Source organism: Holzapfeliella sp. JNUCC 80, assembly GCF_053667655.1.
This window is the reverse complement of record NZ_CM132205.1, coordinates 138,175-156,613: the sequence shown is the minus strand read 5'-3', so window position 1 is coordinate 156,613 and position 18,439 is coordinate 138,175. Positions and strand designations below refer to the sequence as shown.

General features: G+C 35.1%; 16 protein-coding genes. 1 reads left to right on the top strand and 15 read right to left on the bottom strand.

What is annotated here, in order from left to right; all coding sequences use genetic code 11:
• The first annotated feature begins 48 nt into the window (after positions 1 to 48).
• Entirely contained in the window at positions 49 to 456 is a 408-nt protein-coding gene (locus JNUCC80_RS00775) for a MarR family winged helix-turn-helix transcriptional regulator (protein ID WP_454153012.1), read from the top strand.
• A gap of 31 nt (positions 457 to 487) precedes the next feature.
• On the opposite strand, the gene JNUCC80_RS00770 is transcribed toward JNUCC80_RS00775, so the two are convergent.
• The 15 genes from JNUCC80_RS00770 to JNUCC80_RS00700 form a co-directional block, all read right to left on the bottom strand.
• Positions 488 to 937, bottom strand: coding sequence for an NUDIX domain-containing protein (locus tag JNUCC80_RS00770; protein ID WP_454153011.1), 450 nt, complete (start codon positions 935 to 937; stop codon positions 488 to 490).
• Positions 930 to 1,469, bottom strand: a complete 540-nt coding sequence (locus tag JNUCC80_RS00765; RefSeq protein ID WP_454153010.1) for a hypothetical protein — start codon at positions 1,467 to 1,469, stop codon at positions 930 to 932. Before JNUCC80_RS00765 ends, JNUCC80_RS00770 begins: the two co-directional genes overlap by 8 nt.
• Before the next feature lie 120 nt (positions 1,470 to 1,589).
• Complete coding sequence (locus JNUCC80_RS00760) at positions 1,590 to 3,539, bottom strand: M13 family metallopeptidase (RefSeq protein WP_454153009.1); 1,950 nt, start codon at positions 3,537 to 3,539, stop codon at positions 1,590 to 1,592.
• A 119-nt stretch (positions 3,540 to 3,658) separates the two neighbouring features.
• The gene (lacD, locus tag JNUCC80_RS00755; protein WP_454153008.1) at positions 3,659 to 4,657 is read right to left on the bottom strand and encodes a tagatose-bisphosphate aldolase; all 999 of its coding nucleotides are present in this window, start codon (positions 4,655 to 4,657) and stop codon (positions 3,659 to 3,661) included.
• Between the two features lie 90 nt (positions 4,658 to 4,747).
• Positions 4,748 to 4,951 carry a hypothetical protein gene (locus JNUCC80_RS00750; protein ID WP_454153007.1) on the bottom strand — a complete coding sequence of 68 codons (204 nt, stop codon included), beginning with the start codon at positions 4,949 to 4,951 and terminating at the stop codon, positions 4,748 to 4,750.
• Positions 4,952 to 5,005: 54 nt separating this feature from the next.
• Entirely contained in the window at positions 5,006 to 6,271 is a 1,266-nt protein-coding gene (locus tag JNUCC80_RS00745) for a carboxylate--amine ligase (protein ID WP_454143494.1), read from the bottom strand.
• A 220-nt stretch (positions 6,272 to 6,491) separates the two neighbouring features.
• A complete protein-coding gene (locus JNUCC80_RS00740; RefSeq protein ID WP_454153006.1) occupies positions 6,492 to 9,650 on the bottom strand; it encodes an MMPL family transporter in 3,159 nt (1,052 codons plus the stop codon).
• Between the two features lie 25 nt (positions 9,651 to 9,675).
• Positions 9,676 to 10,242: a TetR/AcrR family transcriptional regulator gene (locus tag JNUCC80_RS00735; protein WP_454153005.1), complete on the bottom strand. Its 567-nt coding sequence runs from the start codon at positions 10,240 to 10,242 to the stop codon at positions 9,676 to 9,678.
• Positions 10,243 to 10,300: 58 nt separating this feature from the next.
• Positions 10,301 to 10,894 (bottom strand): DNA-3-methyladenine glycosylase I, encoded by a 594-nt coding sequence (locus JNUCC80_RS00730; protein ID WP_454153004.1) that lies wholly within the window; start codon positions 10,892 to 10,894, stop codon positions 10,301 to 10,303.
• A 115-nt stretch (positions 10,895 to 11,009) separates the two neighbouring features.
• Entirely contained in the window at positions 11,010 to 11,555 is a 546-nt protein-coding gene (locus JNUCC80_RS00725; RefSeq protein ID WP_454153003.1) for a helix-turn-helix domain-containing protein, read from the bottom strand.
• Positions 11,556 to 11,682: 127 nt separating this feature from the next.
• On the bottom strand, positions 11,683 to 13,638 hold the full coding sequence (asnB, locus tag JNUCC80_RS00720; protein WP_454153002.1) for an asparagine synthase (glutamine-hydrolyzing): 1,956 nt from the start codon (positions 13,636 to 13,638) through the stop codon (positions 11,683 to 11,685).
• Positions 13,639 to 13,714: 76 nt separating this feature from the next.
• The gene (locus tag JNUCC80_RS00715) at positions 13,715 to 15,058 is read right to left on the bottom strand and encodes a metallophosphoesterase family protein (RefSeq protein ID WP_454153001.1); all 1,344 of its coding nucleotides are present in this window, start codon (positions 15,056 to 15,058) and stop codon (positions 13,715 to 13,717) included.
• A 136-nt stretch (positions 15,059 to 15,194) separates the two neighbouring features.
• Complete coding sequence (locus JNUCC80_RS00710) at positions 15,195 to 15,680, bottom strand: hypothetical protein (protein WP_454143510.1); 486 nt, start codon at positions 15,678 to 15,680, stop codon at positions 15,195 to 15,197.
• Positions 15,681 to 15,739: 59 nt separating this feature from the next.
• Positions 15,740 to 16,933 carry a cation diffusion facilitator family transporter gene (locus JNUCC80_RS00705; protein WP_454153000.1) on the bottom strand — a complete coding sequence of 398 codons (1,194 nt, stop codon included), beginning with the start codon at positions 16,931 to 16,933 and terminating at the stop codon, positions 15,740 to 15,742.
• A 101-nt stretch (positions 16,934 to 17,034) separates the two neighbouring features.
• On the bottom strand, positions 17,035 to 18,432 hold the full coding sequence (locus JNUCC80_RS00700; RefSeq protein ID WP_454152999.1) for an MDR family MFS transporter: 1,398 nt from the start codon (positions 18,430 to 18,432) through the stop codon (positions 17,035 to 17,037).
• Positions 18,433 to 18,439 lie beyond the last annotated feature (7 nt).

Below are 18,439 nucleotides of genomic sequence, written 5' to 3'. Positions count from 1 at the left end.
TTAGTGTATACTTGAAAGTGTTAAAAATATCACTTTAGGAGGCTTGTTATGGCGAAAGTAAATGACATTTTACCCTTATTTTCTTTATTATCTCGCAAATTTCAAAATCAATTAAATCAAAACCTCAAGCCTTTTCAATTAAATAGCACTAACTACTTTTTCTTTTTGAAAGTGGCTAAAGAACGACAAATCAAGCAGGAAGTCTTAATCCAAGACACTTCTATCAATGCAAGTAACGTTACACGTCAACTCAAGCACTTAATTGACTTGGACTTGGTTTATAAACAACAAGACTTCATTGATCGTCGCACAGCAATTATTGCCTTAACTGAAAAAGGCGCACGCATTTATCCACAAGTGGATAACGTGATTACGCAAACAACTCGCTCACTGACATGGGGACTAACACCAACAGAGCGCCGTATGTTAACTCAACTACTTACCAAGCTCAAATAAAAAAGCACGCTGACATAGTCAGGTGCTTTTTTTAGTAGTAAGTGGATTTTGAGTCGCCATTTGGCAAAGATTCAAAAACTAACTCCGTATAGTTGGGATTGGTGCATAAAGCTAGTAGTTCTTTAAAACCGCTGGAATAATTAGTCTCATCAAGTTCTGAGAGTTTCGCAAAGAAAACCGTACCTTCTGAACTAGCCTTCAAAGTTTTTGTAATAGCTTCAGCTTGATAACACAAAATCACACGACGATAATCTTGCTCTTGATACTGACAAGTTCCCACTAATTGAATATGATCAATGTCTAATCCTGTTTCTTCTTTAGCTTCACGTCTAACGCTTTGAACAAACGATTCTCCTGCTTCAACGTGTCCACCAGGAAAAGTATAGCCTTTGAACTTATCAAGGCGATTTAAAATCACGACCTCATCTTGCTTTTTGATCATAATGAAATTTAAGAACTTCGCGTTTTCAGTTCTACTCATCGAGAATATCTCCTCTGTCAACTTTTTGTTTTTGGTAAATTAAATAACCAGCATAAAGTAGCATCATAGCTAAAATAAAGAACATGACTAAACTTGTCATATTGAAGTAATTCACAGGGTAAAATCGATAATCGCGTCGATTAATCACAAATGTGTATAAGCCAATATAAATAATACTCATGGTTAATACCGTGATAAAGAAATAACGTCCTCGAAATTTAAATCGTACGATTGATCCTAAACTAATGATTATTGGAATAATTAAAAATAATGCTGTGACTAATAAAGGGGCAATGACATGATCATTCTTACCCAGTAGATAAACAACATCATAAAAACTACCTGGACCAACAAAATAACTTTCCGGATATTCTAAACGATTAACGATATACATCTGACCATAAAAATACAGCAAAATTAGTATAAATGACAATCCGCTATAAAATAACGCCGTCACATCAAACACAAAAACTTTATGAATTGCATGATAACATCGGTTGAACCATCTACTCTCTAGTAATTTTGATAACATGATTACCTCCTTTTCTTTAAAATTAATAAAATATTAAAATAACATATTTTTATCATATCACAGAAGCAACACTTTAGAAAAATAAAAAATCTCTACAAAAAGTCGTAGAGATTTTTTATATTACCAAATATTAACGCGTTTTTGAGGTTCTAGATACATCCCATCATCTTCTTTAACATCAAAGACATCATAAAACTCATCCATATTTTGGGCTTGAACGTTTGCACGCATTGGACCTGGCGCATGAACATCAACAGCTAGCAACATTTGCATGTAAGCTTTTTCAGCTTTTTGACTCCAAACACGCGCCCAATTTTCAAATAGTTCTTTCAAATCAGCATCTGGTTCTGATTTTGCGGCTTCAATTGCGTTAGATAAACCACCTGCATCAGCCACGTTTTCTGAAACAACTTGTTTACCGTTAATCTTGCCATCGCCATATTCAACGCCATCGAATAAATCAATCATGTCTTGTGTGCGTTTTTTGAATTCGGTGAAGTCTTGATCTTGCCACCAATTGTTCATGTTACCGTATTCATCAAATTGTGCCCCATTGTTATCGAAAGCATGTGAGATTTCGTGCGCAATAACAGCACCAATCCCACCATAGTTAGCAGATGAAGACTGATGTAAATCATAAAATGGTTTTTGCAAAATAGCTGCTGGGAATGTGATGTCATTACGACTTGGATCATAACAAGCATTCACTAAGTTACCTGGCATTGCCCATTCTGTACGGTCAACTTCTTTGGTCAACTTGTCTAAGTTTTCTTGAATTGAAATGCGACTCATAGCAGATAAGTTGCCATATAACGTGCCACCTTGTTCTGCTGGTGTGATTTTGAATTTTGAGTAGATGGCTTCAATTTTGTCAGGGTAACCAATTTTAACCGCAATCTTTTCAAGTTTAATAATAGCTTTTTCTTTAGTTTCATCTGAAAGCCAGTCGTTTGCTTGGATACGGTTTTTGTAGATTTGAACCATCTTTTCAACCATACGCGTGACATCTTGCTTAGCATCATCACCAAAGTATGTTTCACCATAGTAGTTACCCACAGGTTCAGCAAAACGGCTGTTTGCTAAATGATAAGCGTGTTTTTGAGGTTTAGCCATTTCTTTCACACCTGTTAGTGCTTGATTGTAAGCAAAACCTGTTTCACGGAATTCTTGTGAAAGTGAACCGACAACACTATTAATGTAAGTCGTAATCATCCAACCTTTGATTTCGTCAAAATTATCTGGGTTTACTAATGATTCAGCATGTTCTAAAAATCTTGGTTCAGCTTCAATCAAGCGTTCTGGCATGTGACCAACCAGTTCCGTAATCAACCCTTCAACATCAAAACTCTTGAAGTGTTTTTTGAAATCTGCTGCTGAATAAGGGTTATAAACAGCTGGACGGTCTGCCCATTCTTCGTTACTTTTAACCACTTTTGATAGTTTAGCATCAAATGCAAGAGCATTTTTGACGTAAGCCTTAGCAGTTGCTTCATCAAGACCAGCTAATTGTAATAATTTTTCAGTTTGATCTTTATAAACAGCTAATAATTGATCCCCTTGTTCAGTACCATATTGAGTCGTATCTGGTAAGAAGACACCTGGACCACTATGGAATAAAACATGGTGCTTGGTATCTTTCATATCAATATTGACACCAAAATCAATTGGTAAAGCAAACCCTGTCTTTGATAATTGACCCGCCTGTTGGTTAAGGTCATCAAAGTCTTTTAGGTTAGTCAATTTGGCTAAATCTTCTTGAATAGGTTCTGCACCATCTGCATTACGTTTATCAAAGTCTAGTGCTAATTGATATAACTTGATGGCTTCTTTTAATTCTTTTGTTTGCGGTTCTTTTTTGCCTGAAGCAAAATCTTCAAAATCAGCCATTAATGTTTTTTCAACATCTTCAGCGATTTTGTTAAAACTACCTGTTGCAGGTTTATCTCCTGGAATCTCGGCTGTCTTTAACCAATCAGCATTGACTGATAAATAAAGATTATCTTTTGGTGATTTTGTTTCAGGGACTGTAATATCGCCTGCACCACCACGAACGTTCATATAATGTATCATAACTAAACCTACCTTTTTCTTGTTTGTATGTTTACTATGATAACACAATTAAATAAACATGAGAAAACAAAAAGCCAGCGATTTCTCGCTGACTTCTATTTGAGAAGAGATTAAGCTTATTATTTAGCTTCTTGTACTTTGTTTGTCCAAGGAGTAGCTGTTTCTTTCAAAATAGCATTAAGTTCTTCAACATTGTGGCGACCTTCGGTTTGTAACCATTTGTCTCCGGCTTCTTCGCCTTCAGCAGCGAATGGTTGAACACCTGGTTTCCAAGTTGCACGACCACATAAGACACCGCTAAATGTTGAGCCAGCTTCTTTAGCTAATTTCAATGTTTCTTTGAACATATCAAATGAAACACCACCACTCAAGAAGATGTAAGGTTTTGTAGTAACTTCACTTTGTTCTTTGAAGTGTTTCTTAGCTTCTTCTTTAGTGTAGACCACTTCACCATCACCATAACCTTCAACAAAGTTCATGTTAACAGGAACTTCCATTTTTAGAACAGTGACGTTGTATTGTGGTTTAGCAAATTCAGCCATTGATTTAAGTACTTTAGCAGGTTTTAGTTTTGCAAATTCTGCTGAGCTAGCATCAGTCACATTATTATCATAAGTTACCACTTCCATGAATAATGGTAAGTCATATTGTTTAGCTTCTGCACCAACACGTTCAACAAAGGCATGTTTTCTTTGGTTAATGTCTTCGCTTTCGTCTGGGTTGTAGTAAAGTAAGAATTTAACCGCATCAGCACCGGCTTCTTTTAGACGGCGTACTGACCAGTGTTCAAGTAGGTCAGGTAAACGACCTGCTTCTGTTGCGTCATAACCTGTTTTTTCGTATGCAAGTAGCAATCCTGAATCTGAAGCTTTAACCTTTGATGCAGGAAGGCCGTATTCTGGGTCGAGCAAAATAGCTGAGGTATATTTTGTTAACTCACGGGATACCGCTTTCTTGAAGTCAACGATTTCAGTTTCATTAGAGGGTTGGTTAGCAGCAGATGCAATCATACGTTTCAATGATCCTCTTTGATCAATTGCAAGCGCACTCACAACATTGTCGGTATTTGATAACTTCTTTAAGTGTTTCATGACTTCTGAAGATAATTCTTCAACCATAATAAAAACCTCCGTGTAATATGTATAAATTTATTTTACGGTGATTATTATAGTCCTGTTATTGTGCAAGTCAAAAATTAACGGCTGGCTTTAGCGTTTTTTATTTTGATGGATGAAGTACACGATGATAGCTAGAGTTTGAATTGGTAAAATCACAACATAAGCAACGATAAAATCTGTTGTGAAATTGAGGTTTTGGGGATGCGTCAGTAACGAAGCTAAACTATAAATTAAGGCTAAAGGAATGGCTAGTACTAGACAAGTTATGACCACACCTATTTTATTTTTGAGCATTTGTAATCCTCCTTAACAAAAAAACGCACACTTGCTAAACAAGTGGCGTTTTCTTTAAATGTTTTGGCCTTTATTTTCTTCAAAATACTTTTTGAAACGACCAATATAATTATGGAACATGTATTTCATCAAGAAGAAGCGTTTAAAGCCCATATCTTTATCATAAAAGACGGTTGTTCCCACTCGACCTTGACGAATTAATTCAAGCGCATAGTCTTTATCTTTGTTATCCACTGCGTATTTCTTAAATACTTTTTCAGGGACACCAAGCCATAACATATGCTTGTTACCTGCCTGGTTGGCATATGTAGTTGGTTGAGATTTAAGTTCACCAGTAACGTAATCTTTAACCACCCATTCAGCTAAATTGTAGCCGTTTAGTGTGACATAAAAACTTGAACGTCCTTGACGCAAATTAATCTCAAAGAACTTGAATTCACCATCACGATAGTCATATTTCATGTCAAAGTTAGCATACCCCGTGAACTTAATCGCTTCAAGGAAGCTTTGAACACGTTCATATAAAGCTTGGTTGTATTCTGGAATAATCGCAACATAGTTTCCGATTGAATGCGGTGTTGGATCTTCAAGTAATGGATGTCCCAAGCACATCATTTTAACTTGATGATCTTGATCAACATACGCATTCAAGACACGCATATTAGAATCATCCCCAGGAATAAATTCTTGCAAGATAATGCGATCACGGTAATTATGTGCATAAATTTGTTCTAAAGAACGTTTCAATTCCGCTTCGTCTTGAATAGTGTAAGCTTTTTTCTTACCGGGAAAACTAATTTCAGCCCATTTCACACTATTGGCAGGTTTAAGTGCAATAGGATAGTCAAATGGCAATGTTTGATACTCACCATTATTAAACTGTTCTTCATCAATGATTTTAGTTTTAGGGTAAGGTAAATCGTACTCCTCAGCAGTTTGATAGAAAGTATCTTTATGATTTAATTTTTCAAGTAAATCATAATCAATGTAAGGAACGATAAACGTTTCTTTTAATTCATCTTTGTATTTTGATAATAATTCTGCATATGCATCCCCACAAGCAATTAGAATTACTGGTTCAGGATGGTTTTTGTATTCTTCTACTTTTTGACGCATAGCTTGGATAAAAACATCGTCATCCCCAAAATTAGGAATTGTTTCAATCTCGACAATGTTGGTATAGCGTGTTGCAGCTAACTTACCTGAAGCCCATGCTTTTACTTTCATCCCGTATGCTTCGTGAAATGAGCGGGCCATTCCATAAACATTGATATCACTACCAAGTAATATCGGGGTGAATTTTGGTTGATTGTCATTCATTTAGTTCACCTTAATATTGTCATATGGTTTTTAGAAATTCCATTCTATTTTACCATACAAGAAATAGATATTAAGTACTTTTACCAAATTAATTACTAAAAATCAATTTTGAACTTTTAAAATTAACTAAAATTTATTCTTTAGCATTAAAAAACCGACTCTCAAACGAGAGTCGGTTTTGTCTGTCTTTTTAAAGTTGTCTATATAAGATTTAGCTTAATTATTTGTCTTTTTTGAATAACTTTTTGAAATTGAATGTTTCATAAGTTAGTCGAATAGCAGCTGATAGAATCATTGGTAAAATAACGACCAAAATTAGTAAACCAATAATCACACCTAGTGCTACTTGAATCAAGGTTAATACACCACTTGGAATTAATGCAGCAAATGTTCCACCCAGAATAATAGCGGCAGAAATTACGACTGCTCCAATAATTTCACAAGCTTTGATAATTTGTTCACTTGGTTGCAAACCTTCTGCTCCAAACTCACGATATTTCATCATTAAGAAGATACTGTAATCTACTCCTAATGCGAAAATCATGATAAAGGTGAAGAATGGTGTGTTCCAAGTTAATAGTTCATGTCCAAGGAATGTTGCACTCACCCATTTAGTAATTGTCATTGAACTTAGGAAAGCTAGTAACAATGTTCCTAAAATGTAAAGCGGTTGCAAGATTGAACGTGTCACAAAAATCAATGCGATACCAATACCCAATACCATAATCATTGCTGTACGAATGAAGTCATCGTTAGCGGTTTTTTGAGTATCTGCAATTTTAGCTGTTTGACCACCAAATGCAACTTGTGCATTGTTAAGTGAACCGTTTTGCAAAATACCTTTAGTTTGGTTGGTTAGTTCATTAATTTTTTGGATAGCTTCATCAGAACTTGGGTTTTCATCCAGGATAATCATTAATTTAGTTGTCTTTTTATCGCTTGATAAGTAAGTATCTAATGATTTTTGGAATTCTTCTCCATGAATTTGATCTGATGGGATGTAGAATGTTTTAGCAGAAGCTGAGTTTTGGTAATTGTTCAAGTAGTCATAAGCCGTACCTAAACCAGTGTTCAATTGACCAGCACCATCGCCTGCTTTTTTAACACCATCAACCATTTGTGGTAGTTGTTGAGTCATGGTTGTCAATCCACCGTTAAGTGCTTGTGCACCAGTGTTTCCTTGAGCAACAGCTGATTGAACTTGAGTTAAACCACCATACAATTGGTTAAGTGCTTGAGTTGCACCAGGTAGTGCAACATTTGATTTATCAGCAAGGGTTTGTACTTGTTGTTTCAATGTTGTCAGTTGTTGCATCATACCTGATAGTTGTGAATCTTGACTCACTGCTTGTAGTTGTTGACCAATTTGTTGATCGTGACTACCCGCATTTTGAATATTTTGACCCACTTGTGCTAAAGCTTGTTGCACTTTTTGATCTTTTTGCACAATAGCTTGGCGAGCTGATTCAGGTAACTGGCTAAGCATTTGTTGATATTGTGCGCTTTGTTGTTGCTGTTCAGCTTGTAATCCAGTTAGGGTTTGACCAGCTTGAGTTAATTCATCCCCAATTGCTTTAGTATGTGCAGCTACTTGAGATAGTTTTTGCGTAAGGCTACTTGTATCAACACCAGAAGTGCCGGCATTTTGAAGCGCACCATTCAATTGTTGGATAGCTGAGTTAATTTGTGGCAATCCATCAACTAATTGTGTAATTTGACTTTGAGATTGACCACTTGTTTGGCTTGCTAATTTGTCATTAAGCTGTGTTAAGCCATCCACAAGTTGTTGGCTACCACTTTGTAGTTGTGTTAAGCCACTACTTGCATTATTAACACCTGTTAACAAGTCAGTTGGCAATTGACCATTATTTTGTGATGATTGACCATTTCCAACTAATCCAGTTTGTAAATCTTTTGCTCCTTTTTGAGCTTCAGAAATTCCTGAGTTAACGGTTTTCATTTGGCTATCAACATAAAGTTTGTCAATTTGATCACCACCAGGTTGTGTAGCAGAAGTAACTGTTTTGACACCTGGAATTGCTTTGATGGCTTGAGTTAAGCTATCAATATCTTTTAGATTTTGTGTATTATCTAAAGTTTCGTCACTTTGAATATAAAGTGTTGTCGGTTCAGCAGTTCCTTTTGAGAAGTGCGCTTGAACCACTTCAAAACCAACTTTAGCTGGTGTGTCATTACCCAATTCATCTAAGTCATCGTAGTTAAGGTGATTTGAGTACATAAAGGATAATGGCAACATAATGACTAAGACAATTAATAAACTTAATATTGGTCTTAGAACACTATTTTTTGAAAGCATGTGCCAGAATTTGCTTGTTGAATGTCCTTCAAAACTCTTAGCTGGCCAGAATAGTTTCTTGCCTAAAGTTACCATGAAGAATGCATTTAGTGTTAATAGCACTGGAATTAATACCGCAATTCCAACTGCAACACCAACTGCTGATTGGTAAATTGAAAATTGTGCGAGTCCTAAAACTGCAAACCCGATTAAAACAGAAGTTCCTGAGTATAAAATCGTATGTCCTGCTTTTTTACGGGCGACTTGCATCGCTTCTGAGTTTGAGACGCCCAGACTGAGCTGATCTTTGAACTCGTCATACAGCAAGATGTTGTAGTCAGTTCCAATCCCGAATAGCACAACAACCATAAATACTTGGGTGAAGTTTGAGAATGGGAAACCAAAGTGTGCCACTAAGTTAGTCACAATACTTAGTGAAACAATGAATGATACTGCAACAGTTGCAATAGAAACTAGCGGCACAACAGGCGATCTAAAGACTAAAATCAACACAATGAAGATGAAGATAACCGCAATAACCTCTGTTTTCTTAATCCCATCTTGTGTTTTTTGACTGAAGGCATTAGTTAAAATATCTGCCCCTGTCACATAAGTTGTCACACCGTCAGTTTTAGCGGCCTCATTCAATTGATTTTCGATTTCTGAAAGTGTCCCGTGATTTTTATCAATGTTCAATTGTAATAATTGGGTCGTTTCATCTTGTGAAATCAATTGTTTTTGTGTGTATTCGTTGTCCATTGAAGCTGTCATACTCTTGATGCCGTATTCAGATTCGTTTTGGCGTAACTTATCCACAGTTTCTTTGATACGATCTTTTTGTTCTTGTGAAAGTGCATTTCCTTCATTGTGGAAAACAATCACAGCTTCAGTCGTATCTTTTTGCGAGTCACTCCACTGATTTTTCATCGTTTCAGCAAGCTGTGTTTGAACATTATCTGGTAACTTAACGGCTGAATTTTGAGTCGTTAACTCACCAACATTAGGAAGTGCAACAACCGCAATAACTAATGCCAGTATCCAACCGATGAGTGCATGGTAATGCTTTTTGAAAAATTGACTCATGATTTCTTATCCTTTCGTGATGTATCTAATCAATAATCTTAGTTGAGAGTTCAAGCATCTGGCGAAAACTCTCATCGTTATGAGGCAATCCATATTGATCAAGAAATCCTAATTGTTCGATGAGCAAGAATCCAAGTATTTGACTAATGTAGCCTTCCCCAAAAGAAGTTTTATCTACACCATGCAAATCAATCGAATCCAAAATGCGATCAATTAACTGAATAACTTTTTCCATCTCAACAAAAAACTCTGAGTTTTTATCGTAATTTTTAACTTTATGAATCAAAGCAATCGATTGCCCGCGTTCTGAAAAATAATTCCGAATAATCTCAGCATATTTAATCAATGCTTTCTTACCTGAGTAACCGATAAGCCTCTCTGTCAATTCTTGATGCAAATATTTCACAAATTGAGTGCCCAGCTCTTCAAGTAATTCAGCTTGATTTTTAAAATAGTTATACAAAGATTGAGACTTAATATCTAGAGCTTTTGCCAGATTCCCAAAAGTTAATTCTTCAGGACCGTCATTCTCGATAATTTCAATCGCCATTTCAATAACTCTGTCATAACCAACTGTATTTCTTTTAGCCACTTCATAACCTCCTTAACTGATACTCGAAATAATACACCTACAAATATAAGTTGTCAAACTACAATGTGTAGTTTTTGTCAAAAAAGTTTTCACATTGCTGTTTAATGGGACATGTCGTTAGGTGAGAATTAATCATTCCTAACGCTTCTAACCATGATTGCACAATAGTTGGACCAACAAATTTAAATCCTCGTTTTTTTAACTCCCGACTAATCGTTGTTGAAATATCTGTAAATCCCTGCATATCCGCTTGTGTTTCATAATTCATTATCAAAGGCACATTATCAAAAAATGACCATAAATAAGCATTCAAGCTAAACGCCTCTTCTACATGAAGTCTTGAAAGTAGCTGTGCATTTGAAATAATTGCTTCAATTTTACGTTTATTGCGGACAATTTCTTTGTTTGAAAGCAATTTTTCAACCTCATACGCATTGTACTGTGCAATTTTTTCGATTGTATAATTTGAAAATGCCTTTTGAAACCCGGAGCGTTTATTCAAAATAGTTTGCCAAGACAGTCCCGCCTGCATCATTTCAAGAATCATTAACTCAAAAGTTTTGGTTTCATCAAAAACCGCAAATCCCCATTCGTTATCGTGATATTGCGCCATATTTTGATGGCCATTTTGTGACCAGTCACATTTTCTCATTACGATTCCTCCTAATTAATTCTGCTTTTTCTATCATCATAAACTATTACTTAATCGAATTCCCAATCCAAGCTGTTCAAAATAAAAAAGCGATGCTTATAAACATCGCTTTTTATTATCTGACTTCATAATAAGATTTTGAAATACTGTATTTAAAATACTTGTAACCATAACGCGTTAAAAATTTCGTGATATAAACTGCACCCACTAAAAATAAAACACCAACAATAGGTAACAACGCTATCGACCATGGATATTTTAGTGCCATATCAATTGTTTGATAAGGTGATGGGAACAATAGTTGCTGAATTAAAGCTATCGTTGAAATCAAACTCATCGTTCCAATAAAATATAATAAAAATAAAACTAACCCCAATAAAACGCCAACTGTACCTAAAAATGCAACATTAAAAATCACTAATCCCAAAATAGCGAACCAATTTAATTCTTTTTTCTTCACGACTAACTTACCTCCTAATAATTCTTCTAAATCCATTTGATAAACCTGTGCTATATCTGTTAAAGCGCTAAGTGTTGGTTCTCTCGCGCCTGTTTCCCATCTAGAAATGGTTTGTCTTGTCACATATAATTTTTTAGCCAATTCTTCTTGTGACCACTGTCGTTGCTGCCTGATTTTTTTTAATCTTTCTGCTACATCCATTGCAATACCTCCTTACTGCCTACCAGGTTACCGACTCATGCTTATCAAAGCTAGCACCATTTTGGTTACATCTTGTCCAAATAAAAAAGATTTCGATTTTAAATCGAAATCTTTTTACTTTAAATTATTAAGTGTTCACTAATTTACCTTGGTCAATCATTTCTTTGACTTCAGGTTGAACACGACGATATTTCGCTTTTGTTTCTTCAAAATCAATGAAGTAAGCACGGTACCAAACAAGGAAACTATAAACTGTCCAAATTTGACGTTGCAAATCAGCCTCGCCTGTGTAGTGCTGTTCAAGTAAGTTAAGTAGCTTATCTTGATCAAAAACATCTCTCACAAATTCTTCAGAGAACAATTTCTTCACTGTTTGATAAAAGGCTTGAGTTCTTAACCATTTTTTGATTGGAACTGGGAAGCCAAGTTTTGGTCGTTGTGACCATTCTTTTGGTACCACTGCTTCACTTGCTTTACGAAGTGCATATTTTGTATCTTTATTATTCACTAAATAAGAAGTCTTGATACTATTTGCAAAATCGGCAACCTTGCGATCCAAATATGGCACACGAACTTCTAATGAATGTGCCATTGAAATTTTATCTGCTTTTTGTAAGATATCGTTGACTAGGAAGTGGTGTAAGTCGATGTATTGCATTTGACGAACATAATCTAGTGATTTTACTTTTTCAAAATCTGGCTTGTAAATGCTCTTAACGGTAATCTTATTACGATAAACGGGTTGTAAGACTTGGTTTGCATCTTGTGCAGAAAAAATTGAGGGATAATCTTCATCAAAAATCTTAGCTTGTCCTACATAATATTCGCTTGGCTCTGTGATACTTGTGTATAAGTGCAATTTACCTTTAAAGTTACGTGATTTTGATAATTTGCGACTCAATTTAGCCTTTACATTTTTAGGTAGACGTTTTAATCCATTGGCAAAAACTTTAATGACCGTATTATGTGAATGCATCCCGTAGTTCACATAACCACCGAATAACTCATCTGCCCCTTCACCTGATAAAGCAACAGTTACGTGTTTTCTAGCTAATTTGGCTAAATACCAAAGTGGCACAACACTTGGATTCCCATCAGGTTCATCCATATGATATTGCATTTCTTCAAAGTCACGCAATACATCATCACGCTTAACACGTGATTCATAAAAGTCAAAGCCTTTCATTTTGGCTAAGTCACGGGCGTTTTTAACTTCATCATAAGTTTTATCATCGAACCCAACACTAAACACTTTTTCAGGTTTTAAAATACTAGTGATGTAGCTTGAATCAATACCTTCTGAAAGAAAACTTCCCACAGGTACATCTGAAACATTGTGTAAATTAACAGATTCAGAAATAACCTCATGAATTTGTTCAACTGTATCTTCAAAACTTAAATCGTTTGGCGTGTAATCTGCATCCCAATATTGGTGCATATTCAATTCGCCATCCTTATAAGTAAACCAATGTCCCGCTGGGAAACGGTAAACCCCTTTAAAGAATGTTTCTTCTAAATCGTTATATTGATTCATCAAATAAGGCTTAACCGCTTCAATATTCAATTCTTTAACAAAATCTGGATGTTCCAAGAATGACTTAATCTCAGAACCGACAATAAATTGACCGTCACGATTATAGTAGTAAAGTGGCTTAATTCCAAAGAAATCACGCGCCCCAACTAATTGATTAGCCTCACTATCCCAAATCAAAAACGCAAACATGCCTCGGACTTTGTCCAGCAACTTAGCCATACCATATTCTTCATAACCATGAAGTAGTACTTCTGTATCAGATTGTGTTTTGAATTCATGACCCGCTTCAATTAGGTCGCTACGAATTTCTTTATAATTGTAAATTTCACCATTGAAGGTGATAACTTTAGTATCATCTTCGTTATAAATTGGCTGAGTACCACCCGCCAAGTCAATAATTGATAATCTTCTAAATCCAAGTGCTGCAGTTTCATTAATGAAACTCCCCCCACTATTTGGACCACGGTGTTGGATCATATCCATCATTGATGTAATTGATCCTTCTTTATTTGTTCCTTTTGGATCAACAAAAGCAATGATTCCACACATACTCATCTCTCCTCTGCACTTCTTGATATCATTTATCACAATTAACTATAGTAACCCTTTTTAGTTAATTTGTGGACTATATTTTGAAAATTTTACGAAAAGTTGAAGCCCCATACCCAAATAACTGTAATTCGTTTTCACTTGGATTAATATTTAATACATAACCAGCTACTTCATTAGGCGTATCAAGTTCTCGTTTTTCTCGCTTATTAAAATTAGTTGATGATTTCAAACGTGAACTAGTGTTCAATGTTATATAATCAATTCCATTTATTCGGTAATTCGACTCACTTTGATGATGACCGCCAATATAACTCACGATTTGGCTATCAATGACTTTTGAAAAATCAAATTGATTATTGAGTTTAAATTCAACTGGTACACCTCGATTGCTTAGATGTCCCGAAGCTTTTTGGTTAAAAGCAGCAAACAATTCATGCAAAGTTCGCCCGTTATATTTCAACGCGTTGTCCCCTCGACGTGTTACAGGAACGCTGTGACCCATAAACAGAATACGCTTGTGATGACTAATTGATAATATTTCAACAATTTCTTCTACTTGGTCTTCTCTAACCGCTAGCGTCTTTTTGGTCATAAATCGCTTCTTACCCTGATCATCAATTTCATAAGGCACATCACTTGTGTTAATAAAAATCAATCTAAAATTTTGATAATCATAGTAACTGACACCATTGCCTGAATAGATGGCATGCAAGTCTTTTTGCTGATACATTTTGTGCCACATGATGTCTTCAAACTCACGTTCACCAAAGCTAGGCCATTTTTCTGCTTTTTCATCATAACTCTCATTATCGTCACAATTACCTTTTAAATTGACGAATGGAATTGCACCATCTTGAAAGGCATCACGCATCTCAAGTAAGCGTTTTTGAGAAGCATAGCCTTCGTCACAACCTGAGATCCAATTACCTAAATGAACTTTTAAGTCAAGCAGCTCTAGCTCACTTAACGTATTAAACTCTTGAATTTGCTGTAACCCGTCACTTTTTAAATAATCAGATGAAACTAACTGTTTATCATATGTATCTGTGATTAGCCCAACATTTAATGTGTCGGGCAAAATGAATTTTTGAACTCGTTCAGCAAATTTTTCAATATTTTCTTCCATGATATAGCGTCTTTTTGACGAAATCTCTTCAAATGCATGGAATCGTTTTAATTTTTTTGACCACGATCTTTGATAACTTTTAAGCCCTAAGCTTTCATCTTCTGGTATCAAATATTGTTTCAATACCTTTTGACTATTATATTTCACGACTAAATAATAGTTTTGACGATGTGGTGTCGCTTCAACAGCCCCAACGTGATACTGACCAACTTTAGTAAAGCGTTGCATATTGTCAAAAGGATCAACTTTTCTTTTTAACTTCTTCAAGTTAGATTGAATCTTTCTAAGCATTAGCTTCCCTCTTTTATAATTCTGATTACAAGACTTTTGGTAACTTTCTCTTATTTTACCATATAGCAGACATGGTTTAGAGTGATTTGGAAAATCGGCCATAATAAAAAAGCCACCTCAATTGAAGTGACCTTTTTTAGCGATTTTGTAGATTGTGAGCTGCTAAGATAATTGAAACAATCGCATCTTTTGATAATGCATTTGATAAGTTATCCATGCCAACAACGGCCGCTGCTGCACTAATTACTTTTAAACTATAAGATAAAACATGAAAGTCCATTTCACGATCATATTTATCATTTTCTAAAACAGCTTCATGGTTATAATCAAAATTCAGCTGTTCTTCTTCAGGAAGTCCATCGACATGATTGGTTAAGATTCGGTCTGACAATGATGCTAATGGTTGATCCATTTTTTCAAGTGTCAAACGGTGATCTGATTCATTTTGGTAGTAATCATCTTGTGTCATCTCAACGTATGTTTCAGCTTTTTGATTTAACACTTTCAAGTCATCAAGCGTTTTGAAAAGCTTTGCCAAGTCAATTGACTGGCTTTGATTAACAATCTCTTTTTGTAAGTCTGTAATTTCATCTGATAATTGCAAAATTGCTAATTTACTCATAATATCCTCCTAGGGCACTTATAGCTATAAATTATAGCAAATTTTTTATTTTTATGCAGTTAAATTAACGAACGGTCGACACCTAAATTAGTGTGATCAAAATTAATTTGAACTGTGACGTCTCCTAAACGTTTTCGAAGGGCATGATTAATCTCTACTAACCATTCATCGTCAGTCAAGGGACTGTCATTAGGAACAACGATATCAAATTGAATAAGATGGTCATTATTCTTTAGTGTTTCAACATGAAAATCATGTATTTTTAGATTCGTTTCATATGAATTGATTACTTCGCGAATAGTTTGCATAATATGGGTTGCTTTTCGACTACGAATATCAATTGGATCCATATGTGCCACCAAGTTGATATTGAACTTTTTACCAAAATCACGTTCAATTCGATCGACTATTTCGTGTGCTTTATCCAAACTCAAAGTACTATCTAGTTCAATATCAATTACCGCATAAATTCGATTAGGACCATATTCATGTACCATCAAATCATGATAACCTAAAATATTTTTGTAAGACATTAATTGTTGATCTACTTTTTCAAGTAGTTCATCTTCGGGACGAGAACCCATTAATAAGTTGATTGATTCAGCGATTAACTTGTAACTAGAGTACACAATAAACACCGCTACAACTAAAGCTAAGTAGCTATCAATATTGATATTTAAGAAATAAAATAGTGCTGAACTGAAGATAATTGAACCAGTTGTAATTAAATCGTTTCTTGAATCAACACCGGTTGCAATTAATGTTTTCGATTTTAATTTATTACCTAATCTATAGTAAAACACAGCTTGCCATAGCTTAATCACAAATGAAACAACTAAAAATATCAATGAAATTAAGCTAAGATCTATCTCAGTTGGCGAAATAATTTTACCAACTGACTCATAGACAAACTGCACGCCGACAATTAGCATGACTACTGCAATAATTAAGCCTGAAATATCTTCAAATCGTTGATGCCCATAAGGGTGACCTGTGTCTGGTCTTTTACCTGAAATATGAAACCCGACCAATGTCAAAACAGAAGACCCTGCATCAGAAAGTGAGTTAATCGCATCTGCCATAATTGCCACAGATCCTGAGATTAATCCCACTGTCAACTTAATTGCCACCAATATAATATTCAAAATCAATCCAACAATTCCGGCATATGTTCCCGTTTTTGAACGTTTATCAATTGTTGAAAGACTACTTGTTTTTTTATCAATTAAACCTAAAATAGATTTCATTATCATCTTTATCCACCCTGATTTCTTGAACTATTAATCGACATAATAAGTATAACATTTTCAGATTAACAACAAAAAAGATACCCTTACAAAAGGGCATCTTTTACTTATTTTTTAGAGGAAAGTCTAAACGATAACGCAAGACCAATTAATGAAAGAACGAGTGAGACACCGAAGGCTGTTTGGTAAGCCAATACCAAATTAGTGCTTCCTCCGGAAGTTGTCGCATTAGTAACAAGTGCAATAACCATTGTAAGTAGCCCTGTTCCAAGCGACCCTGCAACTTGTCTCATTGTTGAAGCTGCAGCATTACCGTGAATCGATAATTTTTCTGGTAATGAATTAATAGCGGCAGTGAAAGTTGTCATCATTCCAAATGAAATTCCAAACATTCTCATTGCATAAGAAATAATAATTACCGCAAGGGAGGTGTGTTCATTGAAGAATAACATCGGAACATTTCCAATCGACAACAACAAGAAACTCGTAACTGCCATTGCCTTGATGCCATATTTATCATAGATTTTACCTGTTATTGGATTCATAATTCCCATAACAATTGATCCTGGTAGTAAAACAAGTCCTGTTAATAACGCCGTTTCATGACGAATATCTTGTAAGTATAGCGGTAAAACTAGCTCCACTCCTAACAAACTAATCATAATCAATGATGTTAAGACCGTTGCTAGTGAGAAAGTTTTATTTTTGAATACATTGACATTGATTAGTGGTTTTTCGATTTTTGTCTGTCTAATTGCGAAAATACCAATCACAATGATTCCCAAAATAATATAAATTATTGCAGATCCAATCGTAGCAGGAGTTCCTAGAGATGCTAAGCCATAAAGCAATAATCCAAATCCAATGGTGGAATAGATAACGGATAAGAAATCAATTTTATCAGTTTCATTTTTGGTAATATCCTTAATTGTAAAAAATGAAATAACTAGAATGATTGCTGTTAAAACGGTCATCACTAAGAACAACATTCTCCAAGAATAGTGGGCTAGAATAGCTCCTGAAATAGTTGGACCAATAGCTGGTGCAACTGCAATCACTAATCCAGTAGTTCCTAATGCTGCACCACGTTTTTCAGGTGGGTATAAAACCAATACAATGTTTTGAACAAATGGCATCAATCCACCAGTACCAACAGCTTGGATAAATCGACCAATTAATAAGGTTTCAAAGTTTGGTGCAATATACCCTAAAAATGACCCAACTAGAAAAATCGAAATCATCGTAATATAGATTGATTTTGACTTGAACCGGTTAAAAATCCAAGCTGAAATTGGAATCATTAACCCAACAATTAACAAGTACCCCGTACTTAACCACTGGGCTGTACTTTGCGAAACATGGAATGATTCCATAATAGTTAGCAGCGCATTATTTAAAAATGTTTCAGTCAAAAGTGATACAAATGAGCCTAGTAATAAGAAAAACATCATTCTGTTTTGACTGTAGGTTTTACCATAGATATCGACTGCATTCTTTTTAAACATGATTAAC

Excerpts from the sequence above, each read along its gene's own strand:
- JNUCC80_RS00775 (WP_454153012.1), top strand. The coding sequence starts at position 49 with ATGGCGAAAGTAAATGACATTTTACCCTTATTTTCTTTATTATCTCGC.
- JNUCC80_RS00770 (WP_454153011.1), bottom strand. The coding sequence starts at position 937 with ATGAGTAGAACTGAAAACGCGAAGTTCTTAAATTTCATTATGATCAAA.
- JNUCC80_RS00765 (WP_454153010.1), bottom strand. The coding sequence starts at position 1,469 with ATGTTATCAAAATTACTAGAGAGTAGATGGTTCAACCGATGTTATCAT.
- JNUCC80_RS00760 (WP_454153009.1), bottom strand. The coding sequence starts at position 3,539 with ATGATACATTATATGAACGTTCGTGGTGGTGCAGGCGATATTACAGTC.
- lacD (WP_454153008.1), bottom strand. The coding sequence starts at position 4,657 with ATGGTTGAAGAATTATCTTCAGAAGTCATGAAACACTTAAAGAAGTTA.
- JNUCC80_RS00750 (WP_454153007.1), bottom strand. The coding sequence starts at position 4,951 with ATGCTCAAAAATAAAATAGGTGTGGTCATAACTTGTCTAGTACTAGCC.
- JNUCC80_RS00745 (WP_454143494.1), bottom strand. The coding sequence starts at position 6,271 with ATGAATGACAATCAACCAAAATTCACCCCGATATTACTTGGTAGTGAT.
- JNUCC80_RS00740 (WP_454153006.1), bottom strand. The coding sequence starts at position 9,650 with ATGAGTCAATTTTTCAAAAAGCATTACCATGCACTCATCGGTTGGATA.
- JNUCC80_RS00730 (WP_454153004.1), bottom strand. The coding sequence starts at position 10,894 with ATGAGAAAATGTGACTGGTCACAAAATGGCCATCAAAATATGGCGCAA.
- JNUCC80_RS00725 (WP_454153003.1), bottom strand. The coding sequence starts at position 11,555 with ATGGATGTAGCAGAAAGATTAAAAAAAATCAGGCAGCAACGACAGTGG.
- asnB (WP_454153002.1), bottom strand. The coding sequence starts at position 13,638 with ATGTGTGGAATCATTGCTTTTGTTGATCCAAAAGGAACAAATAAAGAA.
- JNUCC80_RS00715 (WP_454153001.1), bottom strand. The coding sequence starts at position 15,058 with ATGCTTAGAAAGATTCAATCTAACTTGAAGAAGTTAAAAAGAAAAGTT.
- JNUCC80_RS00710 (WP_454143510.1), bottom strand. The coding sequence starts at position 15,680 with ATGAGTAAATTAGCAATTTTGCAATTATCAGATGAAATTACAGACTTA.
- JNUCC80_RS00705 (WP_454153000.1), bottom strand. The coding sequence starts at position 16,933 with ATGATAATGAAATCTATTTTAGGTTTAATTGATAAAAAAACAAGTAGT.
- JNUCC80_RS00700 (WP_454152999.1), bottom strand. The coding sequence starts at position 18,432 with ATGTTTAAAAAGAATGCAGTCGATATCTATGGTAAAACCTACAGTCAA.